The organism is Streptomyces sp. SGAir0957 (assembly GCF_043523415.1).
In genome coordinates this window covers 6,877,131-6,892,017 of record NZ_CP027293.1, presented here as the reverse complement: position 1 = coordinate 6,892,017, position 14,887 = coordinate 6,877,131, and the positions used below count along the sequence as shown (strand labels likewise).

Below are 14,887 nucleotides of genomic sequence, written 5' to 3'. Positions count from 1 at the left end.
GCGTGTTCACCCCTGCGCCGGCCGAGCCACTGTCATCCGATGTCCGGCGGGTCCACCCGCACCCGCACCGGATCCGTCCCGCCCCGGGCCATCCGCGCCGCCTGCGCCTGCTTCAGGGCGCGGGCCAGCGCGGCGCCGCTGCCCGGCGGCACCCGGACCAGATACCGCTCGCCCGGCTCCTCGGGCGGCGCCGTCCCCGTCCGCCGCGCGGGAGGCAGCGGCACCGGGCCGAGGACCTCCGCGTCCGGCGGCAGCCCCGCCGCGCCGATGAAGTCGTGCAGCGCCTCCGGCGCCCCGCTCACCGACGCCATCCGGGAGACCGGCGGAAAGCCCAGCTCGGCCCGGTCCGCCAGCTCGCGCACCGCGTGCCCGGCCGGGTCCCAGCGGACCAGGGCCTGCACGGGGCGCAGCGTCGGCTCGGCCATGACGACGACGGTGCCGCCCGCCTCCTGGGGCCTGACAAGGGCGGCCGCGGCGATCCAGCGGCGCAGCGCGTCCTCCCCCGCCCGCAGGTCGGGCCGCCCGAGCATGGCCCACCCGTCGAGGAGCAGCGCGGCGGCGTACCCGCCCTCGGCGACGGGCTCCGCCCCCGGCGTGCTCACGACCAGCGCGGGCGCCGCGGACACCGTGTCGAGCACCTGCTCACGCCCCGACGTGCGGACCGGCACCGCCGGGAAGGCGCGGCCCAGCTCCTCGGCCGTCCGCCGCGCTCCGACGACCTGGGCCCGCAGACGGGTCCCGCCGCACTCCGCGCAGTGCCAGTTCGCCTCCTCGCGGCCGCACCATCCGCAGGCCAGGACGCCGGTCGCCTCCCGCGCCTCAAGGGGGCCCGCGCAGTGCCGGCACCGGGCGGGCTCACGGCACCGCTGGCACGCGAGGCGCGGCACATAGCCGCGCCGGGGCACCTGCACGAGAACCGGGCCGTCCCGCAGCGCGGCCCGCGCCACGTCCCAGGCCAGGCTGGGCAGCCGGGCGGCCCGCGCCGCCTCGTCCCGCGCGACGTCCAGATCGCCGACGGTCCGTACGAGGGGGGCGACGCGCCGCACCGCCTCCCTGGGCGCGGCCACCGCGGCGGCCCACCCGCTGCGCACGAGCTGCGCGGCCTCGACGGTGCAGCTCCAACTCCCGGCCAGGAAGGCGCACTTGTCCCGCGTGGCCCGCAGCTCCAGGACCTCGCGCACATGCGGGAACGGCGCCCGGTCGTCGCTGTGGTGCGCGTCCCCGTCGTCCCACACCACGACGAGCCCGAGGTCGCGTACGGGGGCGAACATGGCGGCCCTCGTCCCGACCACGGCCCGCACGGCGCCCCGCCGCACGGCGAGCCACTCGGAGTACCGCCGCTGCTGGCCCGCGTCGGCGGTGAGCAGCGCGTGCTGCCCCTCCCCCAGCGCCTCCCGCAGCGCGGCATCGACCCGTGCCGCGAGACGTACGGTCGGGACGACCACGAGCGCCCCGCGCCCCGACGCGAGAGTCGCCTGCACGGCCCGCGCGATCTCCCCGGCCCACTCGGGTCCGGGCAGCGCGGTCCACACGGCGCGCGGCGCACCCCCTGCGGCCAGGGACGCGAGAAGATCGGCCCCGCGTTCGTACCGCTGCCACGACCCCGGTTCGGGAGCGGGCGGCGCGGGCGGCGGCGCCGGGAACTCCCGCGCCTCCGCCTTGCCGTGCCGGGGCGGCACCGCCAGTTGCAGCACGTCCGCGAGGCTGCCCGCGTACCGGTCGGCGACGGCCCGGGTGAGGCCCAACAGCTCGGCGTCCAGGACGGGTTCGGGCGAGAGGACCTGGGCGAGCGCGGCGAGCGGCCCCTGGTACTCGGCCTCGGCGACCCGCTCGATGAGGAACCCGTCGATCAGGCCGCCGCCCTCGCGCCGCCCGTCCCGCACGTTCTTCGACCCGGCCCCGAACCGCACCCGGACCCGCACACCCGGCTGCGCGACCTCGTCCAACTCCTCCGGCACCGCGTACTCGAAGTACCGGTCGAGGTGGAGCACGCCCTTGTCGACGAGGACCCGGGCCACCGGCAGCTCCTTGGCGAGCGCCGCCCCCCGCCATGTGCGCGGCTTCGCCTTCGGCGCCTTCGCCCTGCGCACGCTCTCCCGAATGAGCGCAAGCTGCTCCGGCTGCTCGGGGGTGTCGTTCTCGCTGCTCACAGCTGCATTCCTACCAGAGGGCACCGACAGCGCGGGGCCCGGGAAAAGCGCCGGGGCCCGGCCCTCCCGAAGGAGAGCCGGGCCCCAAGAGCCGGGAAAGCGGTGCTCAGGCGCCCGCGGCCTTGCGCAGCGCGTCCACGCGGTCCGTCTTCTCCCACGTGAAGTCGGGCAGCGGGCGGCCGAAGTGACCGTAGGCGGCCGTCTGGGAGTAGATCGGGCGCAGCAGGTCGAGGTCGCGGATGATCGCGGCCGGGCGGAGGTCGAAGACCTCGGAGATCGCGGACTCGATCTTGTCCGTGTCGACCGTGTTCGTGCCGAAGGTCTCCACGAAGAGACCGACCGGCTCGGCCTTGCCGATCGCGTAGGCGACCTGGACCTCGCAGCGCGCGGCGAGACCGGCGGCGACGACGTTCTTCGCGACCCAGCGCATCGCGTACGCGGCGGAGCGGTCGACCTTGGACGGGTCCTTGCCGGAGAAGGCGCCGCCGCCGTGGCGGGCGTAGCCCCCGTAGGTGTCGATGATGATCTTGCGGCCGGTGAGGCCCGCGTCGCCCATCGGGCCGCCGATCTCGAACCGGCCCGTCGGGTTGACGAGGAGGCGGTAGCCCTCGGTCTCCAGCTTGATGCCGTCGTCGATGAGCGCCTTCAGCTCGGGCTCGACGACGAACTCGCGGATGTCGGGGGCGAGCAGCGAGTCGAGGTCGATGTCGCTCGCGTGCTGCGAGGAGACGACGACGGTGTCGAGGCGGACGGCCTTGTCGCCGTCGTACTCGATGGTGACCTGGGTCTTGCCGTCGGGGCGCAGGTACGGGATCGTCCCGTTCTTGCGGACCTCGGACAGGCGGCGCGACAGGCGGTGCGCCAGGTGGATCGGGAGCGGCATGAGGTCCGGCGTCTCGTCGCACGCGTAGCCGAACATCAGGCCCTGGTCGCCGGCGCCCTGCTTGTCGAGCTCGTCCTCATCGCCCTCGACGCGCTTCTCGTACGCCGTGTCGACACCCTGCGCGATGTCGGGCGACTGCGAGCCGATGGAGACCGAGACGCCGCAGGAGGCGCCGTCGAAGCCCTTCTTCGAGGAGTCGTAGCCGATCTCGAGGATCTTCTCGCGCACCAGCTGCGCGATCGGCGCGTACGCCTTGGTCGTGACCTCGCCGGCCACGTGCACCAGGCCGGTGGTGATCAGCGTCTCGACGGCGACGCGGGACGTGGGGTCCTCGCGCAGCAGCGCGTCGAGAATGGTGTCGCTGATCTGGTCAGCGATCTTGTCGGGGTGACCCTCGGTCACGGACTCCGAGGTGAACAGGCGACGGGACACAACGCTCCCTGTGGTTGCAGCGGCTGCTGGCTGATCATTGTTGGACTGCCGGGAGCTGCGCCCGGCGGTGTCCGAGTTCAGTTTATCGGTCGCGCTCGGTCGCCGGACCACGAATCTCGCCCCTTGGGAGGGCTGTGACCTGCGACACGGCATTCTGCGTCACGATGAACCGTCTCCGGAAGACTACTGGGCGCCCGGAATCGGCGGGTTTTCAGACACGCCGGTCGACACGTCGGTCGACACGCGGGACGACCTCGTCCCAGATCCGGTCCGCGAGCGCCTCCTTCGGACCGTACGGGATGGGCGTCTCGCTGCCGTCGGCGCCCAGGATCACGGCCTCGTTCTCCTCGGCGCCGAAGGTCTTGCGCTCCCCGACCTCGTTGACGACGAGCAGGTCACAGCCCTTGCGGGCGAGTTTGGCGCGGCCGTTGGCGAGGACGTCGTCGGTCTCGGCGGCGAAGCCGACGACCACCTGGCCCTCGCGGGCGCGGTGGGCGGACACCTCGGCGAGGATGTCAGGATTGCGGACGAGCGCGATCGGGGCGGGCTCCTCGCCGTCCTTCTTCTTGATCTTTCCGGTCGCGTAGGTCTCGGGGCGGAAGTCGGCGACCGCCGCCGCCATCACCACCGCGTCGGCGTCCGCCGCCGCCTTCAGGACCGCCTCCCGCAGCTGCACGGCCGTGCCCACGTGGACGACGTCGACGCCCGCCGGGTCGGGCAGCGTCGCGTTCGCGGAGAGAAGAGTCACCCGGGCGCCGCGCGCGGCGGCGGTGCGGGCCAGCGCGTAGCCCTGCTTGCCCGAGGAGCGGTTGCCGAGGAAGCGGACCGGGTCGAGGGGTTCGCGGGTGCCGCCCGCGCTGACCACGACGTGCTTACCGGCCAGGTCGGAGGTGGCCGCGTCGGCGCCGCGCGCCAGGACCCGGCGTACGTACTCGAAGATCTCGACCGGGTCGGGGAAGCGGCCCTTGCCGGTGTCGACGCCGGTCAGGCGGCCGACGGCGGGCTCGATGACGAGGGCGCCGCGGCGGCGCAGCGTCGCCACGTTCTCCTGCGTCGCCGGGTGCTCCCACATCTCGGTGTGCATGGCGGGCGCGAAGACCACCGGACAGCGGGCGGTGAGCAGCGTGTTCGTGAGCAGGTCGTCGGCGAGGCCGTGGGCGGCCTTGGCGAGCATGTCGGCGGTGGCCGGGGCGACGATCACGAGGTCCGCGTGCTGGCCGATCCGCACGTGCGGCACCTCGTGGACGGACTCCCAGACCTCGGTGGAGACCGGGTTGCCGGAGAGCGCGGACCAGGTGGCGGCGCCGACGAAGTGCAGCGCGGAGTCGGTGGGGACGACGCGCACGTCATGGCCGGACTCGGTCAGGCGGCGCAGCAGCTCACACGCCTTGTAGGCGGCGATGCCACCGCTGACCCCGAGCACGACCTTGGGCTTGGACGACACCGGCTCTCCCCTGCATTTCGACGAACGTACGGCTCCATGACACACCACAGGCCCGACAGACGGGCTGTCGGGCCTGGGGAAAAGCTGACGGACTTACTGCGCCGGGCCCTCGATGGCCTCGGACGTCAGCAGACCCGCGTTGATCTCGCGAAGGGCGATCGAGAGCGGCTTCTCGTGGACGTGCGTGTCCACCAGCGGGCCGACGTACTCGAGGAGACCCTCACCGAGCTGCGAGTAGTACGCGTTGATCTGACGCGCGCGCTTGGCGGCGTAGATGACCAGGCTGTACTTCGAGTCGGTGGCTTCGAGCAGCTCATCAATCGGCGGGTTGATGATGCCCTCGGGCGCGGTGATGGAAGAGGACACTCTCTGCCTTCCGATGGGGGCCGGGACCGGGGTCCCGACTGGGGTAAAGATCAAAGAACCTTCATCAAGGCTAGCAGCTCACGCGCCACGTCCTCGACGGAGGTGTTGACCAGGGTCGTGTCGAACTCCGCCTCGGCGGCCAGCTCCACCTTCGCGGCCTCGAGGCGGCGCTCGATGACCTCCGGCGCCTCGGTGCCGCGCCCGGTGAGCCGGCGGACCAGCTCGTCCCAGCTCGGCGGGGCGAGGAAGACCAGCTGCGCCTCGGGCATCGACTCCCTGACCAGGCGAGCACCCTGGAGGTCGATCTCGAGCAGCACCGGCTCGCCCGCCTCCAGGCGGTCGAGCACGGCGCCGCGCGGGGTCCCGTAGCGGTTCCCCGCGAACTCGGCCCACTCCAGGAGCTCGCCGTTGGCGATCAGCTTGTCCATCTCCTCGTCGGTGACGAAGAAGTACTGGACCCCGTGCTTCTCGCCGGGGCGCGGCTTGCGGGTCGTCGCCGACACCGAGAGCCAGACCTCGGGGTGTTCCTTGCGCATATGAGCGACGACCGTGCTCTTGCCGACCCCCGAGGGGCCGGAGAGCACGGTCAGCCGCGGACGTTCACTCATGCAGCGATTATTCCAGTTGTTCCGGAGTGCCCCGGACCAGCCCGGGGGCCGGCCCATGGCCTCAGGCTCCGGTGCTGCCGAACTCGCGCTCCAGGGAGGCGATCTGGTTGGAACCGAGACCGCGCACCCGGCGGGATTCGGAGATCCCGAGACGCTCCATGATCTGCTTGGCGCGGACCTTGCCCACGCCCGGCAGGGACTCCAGGAGGGCGGAGACCTTCATCTTGCCGATGACGTCGTTCTCCTGGCCCTGCTTGATGACCTCGTGGAGGGAGGCGCCGGAGTGCTTGAGTCGATTCTTCACCTCGGCCCGCTCCCGGCGAGCCGCGGCGGCCTTTTCGAGCGCGGCTGCGCGCTGTTCAGGGGTAAGGGGCGGAAGAGCCACGCCTACGTCACCTCGGATGTCGAAACTGTCGGATACGGACCGGTGAGGAACCTAGTCGCCCCACACCTCTCGACGGAGACTAGCGGCCTGGGCCGCCTGAGTCAGCGAGAACGAACGAAAAGTCCTGGTCAGCCTCTATGGAGCCGCGCATTTCCGACAAAACGACCCGCAAATCGGTCAGGATTCGGACGCGGGCCGGAAAGTCGGCACCGAGTGCCACCCCGGAGCACCTGCCATCAGGCGCCCTCGACCGCCTCACGCACCTCGTCCGCGAACCGCACGGCCGCGTCCCGCAGGGCCGCGACGGAGGGTCCCGCCTTGAGGACGCCGCGGCTCACGTTCGGCACGACATTGCGCACCGCGGCGCCGAAGACCGTCGGCAGATCCGCGGCGGTGGCACCCTGCGCCCCGATGCCGGGGGCGAGGAGCGGGCCGTTGATCCCGAGCTCGTAGGACGACAGGTCGCCGAGCGTCGCGCCGACGACCGCGCCGAAGGAGCCGAGCGGGCTCTCCCCCGCGTTCTCCTCGGCAAGGTGGGCGAGCATCGTCGCGCCGACATTGCGGCCGTCGGCGCGCACCGCGTGCTGCACCTCGCCGCCCTCCGGGTTGGAGGTGAGCGCGAGGACGAAGAGGCCCGCGCCCGACGCGCGCGCGAGGTCGACGGCGGGCTTCAGCGACCCGTAGCCGAGGTACGGGGACACCGTCAGGGCGTCGGAGAACAGCGGGGAGTCCTTGTGCAGGAAGGTCTCCGCGTACGCGGCCATGGTCGAGCCGATGTCCCCGCGCTTGGCGTCCATGACGACGAGGGTGCCCGCCGCGCGCAGGTCGGCGACGGCGCGCTCCAGGACGGCGATGCCGCGCGAGCCGAACCGCTCGAAGAACGCCGCCTGGGGCTTCACCACGGCGACGGTGTCGGCCAGCGCCTCGACCGACGTGCGCGTGAAGGCCTCCAGGCCCGCGATGTCGTCGCTCAGGCCCCAGGAGGAGAGCAGGGCGGCGTGCGGGTCGATGCCGACGCAGAGCGGGCCGCGCTCGTCCATGACGCGGCGCAGCCGGGCGCCGAAGGGTTCGTCGACACTCATGCGGCCTCGGCCTTCCTCTTCTTCACATCGGCGCCGACCGCGTCGGCGAGCGTGGCGTACGGGGAGTTGTTCAGGCGCGCGGCGAGGCCCTTGTGGATCGCGCGGGCGTAGAACGGGCCCTCGTAGATGAAGGCCGAGTAGCCCTGGACCAGGGTGGCGCCGGCGAGGATGCGCAGCCAGGCGTCCTCGGCGTTCTCGACGCCGCCGACACCGACCAGGGTGAGCCGGTCGCCCACGCGCGCGTAGAGGCGCCTCAGGACCTCCAGGGAGCGCTCCTTGAGCGGCGCTCCGGACAGGCCGCCCGTCTCGTCGACGACAGCGCCCCGGGTGCGCAGTCCCTCGCGGGAGATCGTGGTGTTGGTGGCGATGACGCCGTCCAGGCCGAGTTCGACGGCGAGGTCGGCGACCGCGTCGATGTCCTCGTCGGCGAGGTCGGGCGCGATCTTCACCAGGAGCGGGACGCGGCGCGAGCGCACGGTGCGGTCGGCGGCCTCGCGCACGGCGGTGAGCAGCGGGCGCAGCGCCTCCGTGGCCTGGAGGTTGCGCAGGCCCGGGGTGTTGGGCGAGGAGACGTTGACGACGAGGTAGTCGGCGAAGGCGGCAAGGCGCTCGGTCGACTTCACGTAGTCCGACGCGGCGTCGGCCTCGGCGACCACCTTGGTCTTGCCGATGTTCACCCCGACCGTCGTCCTGAAGACCGGGTTGCGGGACGCCAGGCGGGCCGCGACGGCGAGCGAGCCCTCATTGTTGAAGCCCATGCGGTTGATGAGCGCGCGGTCCTGGACGAGCCGGAAGAGGCGCTTCTTCGGGTTGCCGGGCTGCGCCTCGCCCGTGACGGTGCCGATCTCGACGTGGTCGAAGCCGAGCATCGCCATGCCGTCGATCGCGACAGCGTTCTTGTCGAACCCTGCGGCCAGACCGAAGGGGCCGTGCATCCGCAGGCCGAGGGCCTCGGTGCGCAGCTCCTTGTAGCGCGGCGCCAGGGCGGCGGCGATGTAGGTGCGCAGGACGGGGACACGGGCGGCGCCGCGGATCCAGCGGAAGGCGGCGTAGTGGGCCTTCTCGGGGTCCATGCGCTTGAAGACGAGGTGGAAGAACAGCTTGTACATGATCAAGTCCTCTTGACGAGCCTGAGTCGGCGGCGGGCCTTGCGAAGAGCGGGCCTCATGAAGATGCGAAGAGCGGGCCTCATGAAGAGGGGGACACCGTTTCCGGTGTCCCCCTCAAGGGCGCTAGTCGCGGGCCGCGGTCAGGTGTTCCGCGTGTTCCTGCAAGGAGCGGACGCCGACGTCGCCGTGGGTGAGGGCGTCGATGCCCTGGACGGCGGCGGCGAGCGCCTGGACCGTCGTCAGGCAGGGGACGGAGCGGGCCACGGCCGCCGTGCGGATCTCGTAGCCGTCGAGGCGGCCGCCGGTGCCGTACGGGGTGTTGACGATGAGGTCGACGTCGCCGGAGTGGATCAGCTGGACGATCGTCTTCTCGCCGTTCGGGCCCTCGCCCTCGGACTGCTTGCGCACGATGGTGGCGTTGATGCCGTTGCGCTTGAGGACCTCGGCGGTGCCGGAGGTGGCGAGCAGCTCGAAGCCGTGGGCGACCAGCTCGCGCGCCGGGAAGATCATCGAGCGCTTGTCGCGGTTGGCGACCGAGATGAACGCGCGGCCCTTCGTGGGCAGCGGCCCGTAGGCGCCCGCCTGCGACTTGGCGTACGCCGTGCCGAAGACGGTGTCGATGCCCATGACCTCGCCGGTGGAGCGCATCTCCGGGCCGAGGACCGTGTCGACGCCGCGGCCCTGGATGTCGCGGAAGCGCGACCAGGGCATAACGGCCTCCTTGACGGAGATCGGCGCGTCGAGCGGGAGCGTGCCGCCGTCGCCGTGCTTCGGCAGCAGGCCCTCCGCGCGCAGCTCGGCGATGGTGGCGCCGAGCGAGATGCGGGCGGCGGCCTTGGCGAGCGGCACCGCGGTCGCCTTCGAGGTGAAGGGGACGGTGCGCGACGCGCGCGGGTTGGCCTCCAGGACGTAGAGGATGTCCCCGGCGAGGGCGAACTGGATGTTGATCAGGCCGCGTACGCCGACGCCCTTGGCGATGCCCTCGGTGGAGGCGCGCAGGCGCTTGATGTCGAAGCCGCCGAGGGTGATCGGGGGCAGGGCGCACGCCGAGTCGCCGGAGTGGATGCCGGCCTCCTCGATGTGCTCCATGACGCCGCCGAGGTAGAGCTCCTCGCCGTCGTAGAGGGCGTCGACGTCGATCTCGATGGCGTCGTCGAGGAAGCGGTCCACGAGCACGGGGCGGCTCGGGCTGATCTCGGTGGACTCCTCGATGTAGGAGGAGAGGCGGGTCTCGTCGTAGACGATCTCCATGCCGCGGCCGCCGAGCACATAGGACGGGCGGACGAGGACCGGGTAGCCGATCTCGTCGGCGATCGCCTTCGCTTCCGCGAACGTGGTGGCGGTGCCGTGCTTGGGCGCGGGGAGTCCGGCCTCGGCGAGGACGCGGCCGAAGGCGCCGCGGTCCTCGGCGGCGTGGATCGCCTCGGGCGGGGTGCCGACGACGGGGACGCCGTTGTCCTTGAGCGCCTGGGCGAGGCCCAGCGGGGTCTGGCCGCCGAGCTGGACGACGACGCCCGCGATCGGCCCGGCCAGGGACTCCGCGTGCACGATTTCGAGCACGTCTTCGAGCGTCAGCGGCTCGAAGTACAGGCGGTCGGAGGTGTCGTAGTCGGTGGAGACGGTCTCCGGATTGCAGTTGACCATCACCGTCTCGTAGCCCGCGTCGCTGAGCGCGAAGGAGGCGTGGACGCAGGAGTAGTCGAACTCGATGCCCTGGCCGATGCGGTTCGGGCCCGAGCCCAGGATGATCACCGCGGGCTTCTCGCGGGGCGCGACCTCGGACTCCTCGTCGTAGGAGGAGTAGAAGTACGGCGTCTTCGCGGCGAACTCGGCGGCGCAGGTGTCGACCGTCTTGTAGACCGGGCGGACCCCGAGCGCGTGCCGGACCTCGCGGACGACGTCCTCGCGCAGGCCGCGCAGTTCGGCGATCTGCTGGTCGGAGAAGCCGTGGCGCTTGGCCTCCGCGAGCAGGTCCGCGTCGAGGCGCTCGGCGGCGGCCAGCTCGTCGGCGACCTCCTTGATGAGGAACAGCTGGTCCACGAACCAGGGGTCGATCTTCGTGTAGTCGAAGACCTCCTCGGGCGTGGCACCGGCCCGGATCGCCTGCATGACGGTGTTGATGCGGCCGTCGGTCGGGCGGACGGAGGCTTCGAGCAGCTCCTTCTTGTCGCCGACGGGGCCGACGAAGGTGAACTGGCTGCCCTTCTTCTCCAGGGAGCGCAGCGCCTTCTGGAACGCCTCGGTGAAGTTGCGGCCGATGGCCATGGCCTCGCCGACCGACTTCATGGTGGTGGTGAGGGTGGAGTCGGCGCTCGGGAACTTCTCGAAGGCGAAGCGCGGGGCCTTCACGACCACGTAGTCGAGCGTCGGCTCGAAGGAGGCCGGGGTCTTCTCGGTGATGTCGTTCGGGATCTCGTCGAGCGTGTAGCCGACGGCCAGCTTGGCGGCGATCTTCGCGATCGGGAAGCCGGTGGCCTTCGACGCGAGCGCCGAGGAGCGGGAGACGCGCGGGTTCATCTCGATGACGATGACGCGGCCGTCTTCGGGATTGATCGCGAACTGGATGTTGCAGCCGCCGGTGTCGACGCCGACCTCGCGGATGATCGCGATGCCGATGTCGCGCAGGCGCTGGTACTCGCGGTCGGTCAGCGTCATCGCGGGCGCGACGGTGATCGAGTCGCCGGTGTGCACGCCCATCGGGTCGAAGTTCTCGATGGAGCAGACGACCACGACGTTGTCGTTCTTGTCGCGCATCAGCTCCAGCTCGTACTCCTTCCAGCCGAGGATGGACTCCTCAAGGAGCACCTCGGTGGTCGGGGAGAGCGTGAGGCCCTGACCGGCGATGCGGCGCAGCTCCTCCTCGTCGTGCGCGAAGCCGGAACCGGCGCCGCCCATCGTGAAGGAGGGGCGCACGACGACGGGGTAGCCGCCGAGCGTGTCGACGCCCTGGAGCACGTCGTCCATGGAGTGGCAGATCACCGAGCGAGCGGACTCGCCGTGCCCGATCTTCTTGCGGACCTCCTCGACGACGTCCTTGAAGAGGTCGCGGTCCTCGCCCTTGTTGATCGCCTCCACGTTGGCGCCGATCAGCTCGACGCCGTACTTGTCGAGGACACCCTGGTCGTGCATGGAGATCGCGGTGTTGAGCGCGGTCTGGCCGCCGAGGGTCGGCAGGAGCGCGTCGGGGCGCTCCTTGGCGATGATCTTCTCGACGAACTCGGGGGTGATCGGCTCGACGTACGTGGCGTCGGCGATCTCCGGGTCGGTCATGATCGTCGCCGGGTTGGAGTTGACGAGGATGACGCGCAGGCCCTCGGACTTGAGGACGCGGCACGCCTGGGTGCCGGAGTAGTCGAACTCGGCGGCCTGGCCGATGACGATCGGGCCGGAGCCGATGACCAGGACGGACTGGATATCGGAGCGCTTAGGCACGCTGGCCCTCCATCAGGGTGACGAAACGGTCGAACAGGTAGGCGGCGTCGTGCGGACCTGCCGCCGCCTCCGGGTGGTACTGGACGGAGAAGGCCGGCTGGTCGAGCAGCTGGAGACCTTCGACGACCTGGTCGTTCAGGCAGACGTGGGAGACCTCGGCGCGGCCGAAGGGCGTCTCGCTGACCTTGTCGAGCGGCGCGTCCACGGCGAAGCCGTGGTTGTGCGCGGTGACCTCGACCTTGCCGGTGGTGCGGTCCTGCACCGGCTGGTTGATGCCGCGGTGGCCGTACTTCAGCTTGTACGTGCCGAAGCCGAGGGCGCGGCCGAGGATCTGGTTGCCGAAGCAGATGCCGAACAGCGGCGTCCTGCGGGCGAGGACGGCGCGCATCAGCGCGACCGGGCCTTCGGCGGTGGACGGGTCGCCGGGCCCGTTGGAGAAGAAGACGCCGTCGGGGGCGACCGCGTAGACCTCCTCCTCGGTGGCCGTGGCGGGCAGGACGTGCACCTCGATGCCGCGCTCGGCCATGCGGTGCGGGGTCATGCCCTTGATGCCGAGGTCGATGGCGGCGACGGTGAACCGCTTCTCGCCGACCGCGGGGACGACGTAGGCCTCCTTGGTGGCGACCTCCTCGTACAGGCTCGCGCCCTTCATCTGCGGCTGCGCCTGCACCTTGGCGACCAGCTCGGCGTCGGGGGCAAGGGTCTCGCCGGAGAAGATGCCGGAGCGCATGGAGCCGCGCTCGCGCAGGTGGCGGGTGAGGGCGCGGGTGTCGATGCCGCTGATGCCGACGATGTTCTGGGCGCTCAGCTCGTCGTCCAGGCTGCGCTTGGAGCGCCAGCTGGACGGCACGCGCGCGGGGTCGCGCACGACGTAGCCGGAGACCCAGATGCGGGCCGACTCGTCGTCCTCGTCGTTCCAGCCCGTGTTGCCGATCTGCGGGGCGGTGGCGACCACGATCTGGCGGTCGTACGACGGGTCGGTGAGGGTCTCCTGGTAGCCGGTCATGCCGGTGGAGAAGACGGCCTCGCCGAAGGTCTCCCCCACGGCCCCGTAGGCGCGGCCGCGGAACACCCGGCCGTCCTCCAGGACGAGAACGGCGGGAACCTTGCTGGCTCCCCTTGTGGAGGTGGTCATCGTGCGGTGCCTTCCGTCGTGTTGATCATGTCGTTGATGGTGGTGACCCACTCGGCCTGCTCGGCGGCGTGGTCCGCGCGGAAGCCGGAGTCGATCAGCTTGTCGCCGTGGGCCCAGGTGACGATCAGGAGACCGCCCTCCGTGAGCACCTTGCCGGCGATGCCCTTGTCGAGCCTCGCCTCGCGCAGCGCGTCCGCCGGGACGAAGAAGTCGGCCGCCCCGGGACGTACGACGTCGAGTCCGGCGTCGGTCAGGGTCAGCTCGACGCGGCTGCGGGTGCCCAGGCCGTGCGCGACGATGCGGTCGAGCCACTGCCCGGCGGTGGTGGAGCCGTGGTAGCGACCGCTCATGCTCAGTTTCGGCTCACCCGGCGTCTCGGGCGACTGCGGCAGGGGCGGTACGTCGCCTTGCAGCGTGCCGCGCCACTTCCAGCCCTGGCGCATCAGCCAGTACACGAGGGCGATGAAGAGGAGCAGTCCGACGACCCAGCCGATGCGGTCGGCCCAGTCGGTCACGTCCGCCGACTTCTGTTCGGCGGCCAGGACCATCGGGCGGATGGGGTGCAGAGGTGTCACGCGAGCTTCCCGTCGGCGAGGGTGGCCTTGCCCCGCAGCCAGGTGTGGGTGACGCGCCCCGGCAGCTCACGGCCCTCGTAAGGGGTGTTGCGGCTGCGGGAGGCGAAGCCCGCGGGGTCAACGCTTCCACGGTAGTCCGCGTCGACCAGAACGAGGTTGGCGGGCTCACCTGCCGAGACGGGCCGTCCGTGCCCCTTGGCCTGCCCGATCTCCGCGGGCTTGAAGGACATGCGGTCGGCGACACCGGCCCAGTCGAGCAGCCCGGTCTCCACCATGGTCTGCTGCACGACACTGAGCGCCGTCTCCAGGCCGACCATGCCCATGGCGGCGGCGGCCCACTCGCAGTCCTTGTCCTCGTGCGGGTGCGGGGCGTGGTCGGTGGCGACGATGTCGATCGTGCCGTCGGCGAGCGCCTCGCGCAGCGCCATGACGTCCTTCTCGGTGCGCAGCGGCGGGTTCACCTTGTAGACCGGGTTGTACGAGCGCACCAGCTCGTCGGTGAGGAGCAGGTGGTGCGGGGTCACCTCGGCGGTCACGTCGATGCCGCGGGACTTGGCCCAGCGGACGATCTCCACGGACCCGGCGGTCGAGAGGTGGCAGATGTGGACGCGGGAGCCGACGTGCTCGGCGAGCAGCACGTCCCGGGCGATGATCGACTCCTCGGCGACGGCGGGCCAGCCGCCGAGGCCCAGCTCGGCGGAGACGGTGCCCTCGTTCATCTGGGCGCCCTCGGTGAGGCGGGGCTCCTGCGCATGCTGGGCGACGACGCCGCCGAACGCCTTCACGTACTCCAGGGCGCGGCGCATGATCACGGCGTCGTGGACGCACTTGCCGTCGTCGGAGAAGACGGTGACGCCCGCGGTGGAGTCGTGCATGGCGCCCAGCTCGGCGAGCTTCTGGCCCTCAAGGCCCACGGTGACGGCGCCGATCGGCTGCACGTCGCAGTAGCCGTGCTGCTGGCCGAGCCGGTACACCTGCTCGACGACGCCGGCGGTGTCGGCCACGGGGAAGGTGTTGGCCATGGCGAACACGGCGGTGTAGCCACCGGAGGCGGCGGCCCGGGTGCCGGTGAGGACGGTCTCGGAGTCCTCACGGCCGGGCTCGCGCAGGTGCGTGTGCAGGTCGACGAGGCCCGGAAGCAGCACCTTGCCGTCGGCCTCGACGACCTGGTCGACGCCTTCCGTGCCGAGGCCGCTGCCGACCTCGGCAATGACGGCCCCGTCGATCAGGACGTCCTGCGGCTCGCCGCCGAGCACCTTCGCACCGCGGATCAGGATCTTGCTCAT

12 protein-coding genes are annotated in these 14,887 nt (G+C 71.5%); all 12 read right to left on the bottom strand.

Going from position 1 to position 14,887, the window contains the following annotated elements; all coding sequences use genetic code 11:
* Positions 1-32: 32 nt before the first annotated feature.
* A complete protein-coding gene (locus C1N81_RS36095) occupies positions 33-2,150 on the bottom strand; it encodes a primosomal protein N' (protein WP_394435562.1) in 2,118 nt (705 codons plus the stop codon).
* Between the two features lie 106 nt (positions 2,151-2,256).
* Positions 2,257-3,465, bottom strand: a complete 1,209-nt coding sequence (gene metK / locus C1N81_RS36090; protein WP_394435561.1) for a methionine adenosyltransferase — start codon at positions 3,463-3,465, stop codon at positions 2,257-2,259.
* Positions 3,466-3,676: 211 nt separating this feature from the next.
* Positions 3,677-4,909: a bifunctional phosphopantothenoylcysteine decarboxylase/phosphopantothenate--cysteine ligase CoaBC gene (gene coaBC / locus C1N81_RS36085; protein WP_394435560.1), complete on the bottom strand. Its 1,233-nt coding sequence runs from the start codon at positions 4,907-4,909 to the stop codon at positions 3,677-3,679.
* A gap of 93 nt (positions 4,910-5,002) precedes the next feature.
* Positions 5,003-5,275, bottom strand: coding sequence for a DNA-directed RNA polymerase subunit omega (gene rpoZ / locus C1N81_RS36080; RefSeq protein WP_005319902.1), 273 nt, complete (start codon positions 5,273-5,275; stop codon positions 5,003-5,005).
* Between the two features lie 50 nt (positions 5,276-5,325).
* Complete coding sequence (gene gmk / locus C1N81_RS36075; protein WP_394435558.1) at positions 5,326-5,883, bottom strand: guanylate kinase; 558 nt, start codon at positions 5,881-5,883, stop codon at positions 5,326-5,328.
* Between the two features lie 61 nt (positions 5,884-5,944).
* Entirely contained in the window at positions 5,945-6,268 is a 324-nt protein-coding gene (locus C1N81_RS36070) for an integration host factor (protein WP_026246651.1), read from the bottom strand.
* Positions 6,269-6,504: 236 nt separating this feature from the next.
* Positions 6,505-7,350 (bottom strand): orotidine-5'-phosphate decarboxylase, encoded by an 846-nt coding sequence (gene pyrF, locus C1N81_RS36065; protein ID WP_394435557.1) that lies wholly within the window; start codon positions 7,348-7,350, stop codon positions 6,505-6,507.
* Positions 7,347-8,459: a quinone-dependent dihydroorotate dehydrogenase gene (locus tag C1N81_RS36060; RefSeq protein ID WP_394435555.1), complete on the bottom strand. Its 1,113-nt coding sequence runs from the start codon at positions 8,457-8,459 to the stop codon at positions 7,347-7,349. The genes pyrF and C1N81_RS36060 overlap by 4 nt, the downstream gene beginning before the upstream one ends.
* A gap of 123 nt (positions 8,460-8,582) precedes the next feature.
* Positions 8,583-11,891, bottom strand: coding sequence for a carbamoyl-phosphate synthase large subunit (gene carB / locus C1N81_RS36055; RefSeq protein ID WP_394435553.1), 3,309 nt, complete (start codon positions 11,889-11,891; stop codon positions 8,583-8,585).
* Entirely contained in the window at positions 11,884-13,026 is a 1,143-nt protein-coding gene (gene carA, locus C1N81_RS36050) for a glutamine-hydrolyzing carbamoyl-phosphate synthase small subunit (RefSeq protein ID WP_394435552.1), read from the bottom strand. Before carA ends, carB begins: the two co-directional genes overlap by 8 nt.
* The gene (locus C1N81_RS36045) at positions 13,023-13,574 is read right to left on the bottom strand and encodes a PH-like domain-containing protein (RefSeq protein ID WP_394438458.1); all 552 of its coding nucleotides are present in this window, start codon (positions 13,572-13,574) and stop codon (positions 13,023-13,025) included. Before C1N81_RS36045 ends, carA begins: the two co-directional genes overlap by 4 nt.
* 23 nt (positions 13,575-13,597) lie before the next feature.
* A complete protein-coding gene (locus C1N81_RS36040) occupies positions 13,598-14,887 on the bottom strand; it encodes a dihydroorotase (protein ID WP_394435550.1) in 1,290 nt (429 codons plus the stop codon).

Bases quoted from the DNA above. Each gene is read 5' to 3' on its own strand.
- C1N81_RS36045 (WP_394438458.1), bottom strand. From the start codon at position 13,574: ATGGTCCTGGCCGCCGAACAGAAGTCGGCGGACGTGACCGACTGGGCC.
- C1N81_RS36060 (WP_394435555.1), bottom strand. From the start codon at position 8,459: ATGTACAAGCTGTTCTTCCACCTCGTCTTCAAGCGCATGGACCCCGAG.
- pyrF (WP_394435557.1), bottom strand. From the start codon at position 7,350: ATGAGTGTCGACGAACCCTTCGGCGCCCGGCTGCGCCGCGTCATGGAC.
- C1N81_RS36040 (WP_394435550.1), bottom strand. From the start codon at position 14,887: ATGAGCAAGATCCTGATCCGCGGTGCGAAGGTGCTCGGCGGCGAGCCG.
- carA (WP_394435552.1), bottom strand. From the start codon at position 13,026: ATGACCACCTCCACAAGGGGAGCCAGCAAGGTTCCCGCCGTTCTCGTC.
- gmk (WP_394435558.1), bottom strand. From the start codon at position 5,883: ATGAGTGAACGTCCGCGGCTGACCGTGCTCTCCGGCCCCTCGGGGGTC.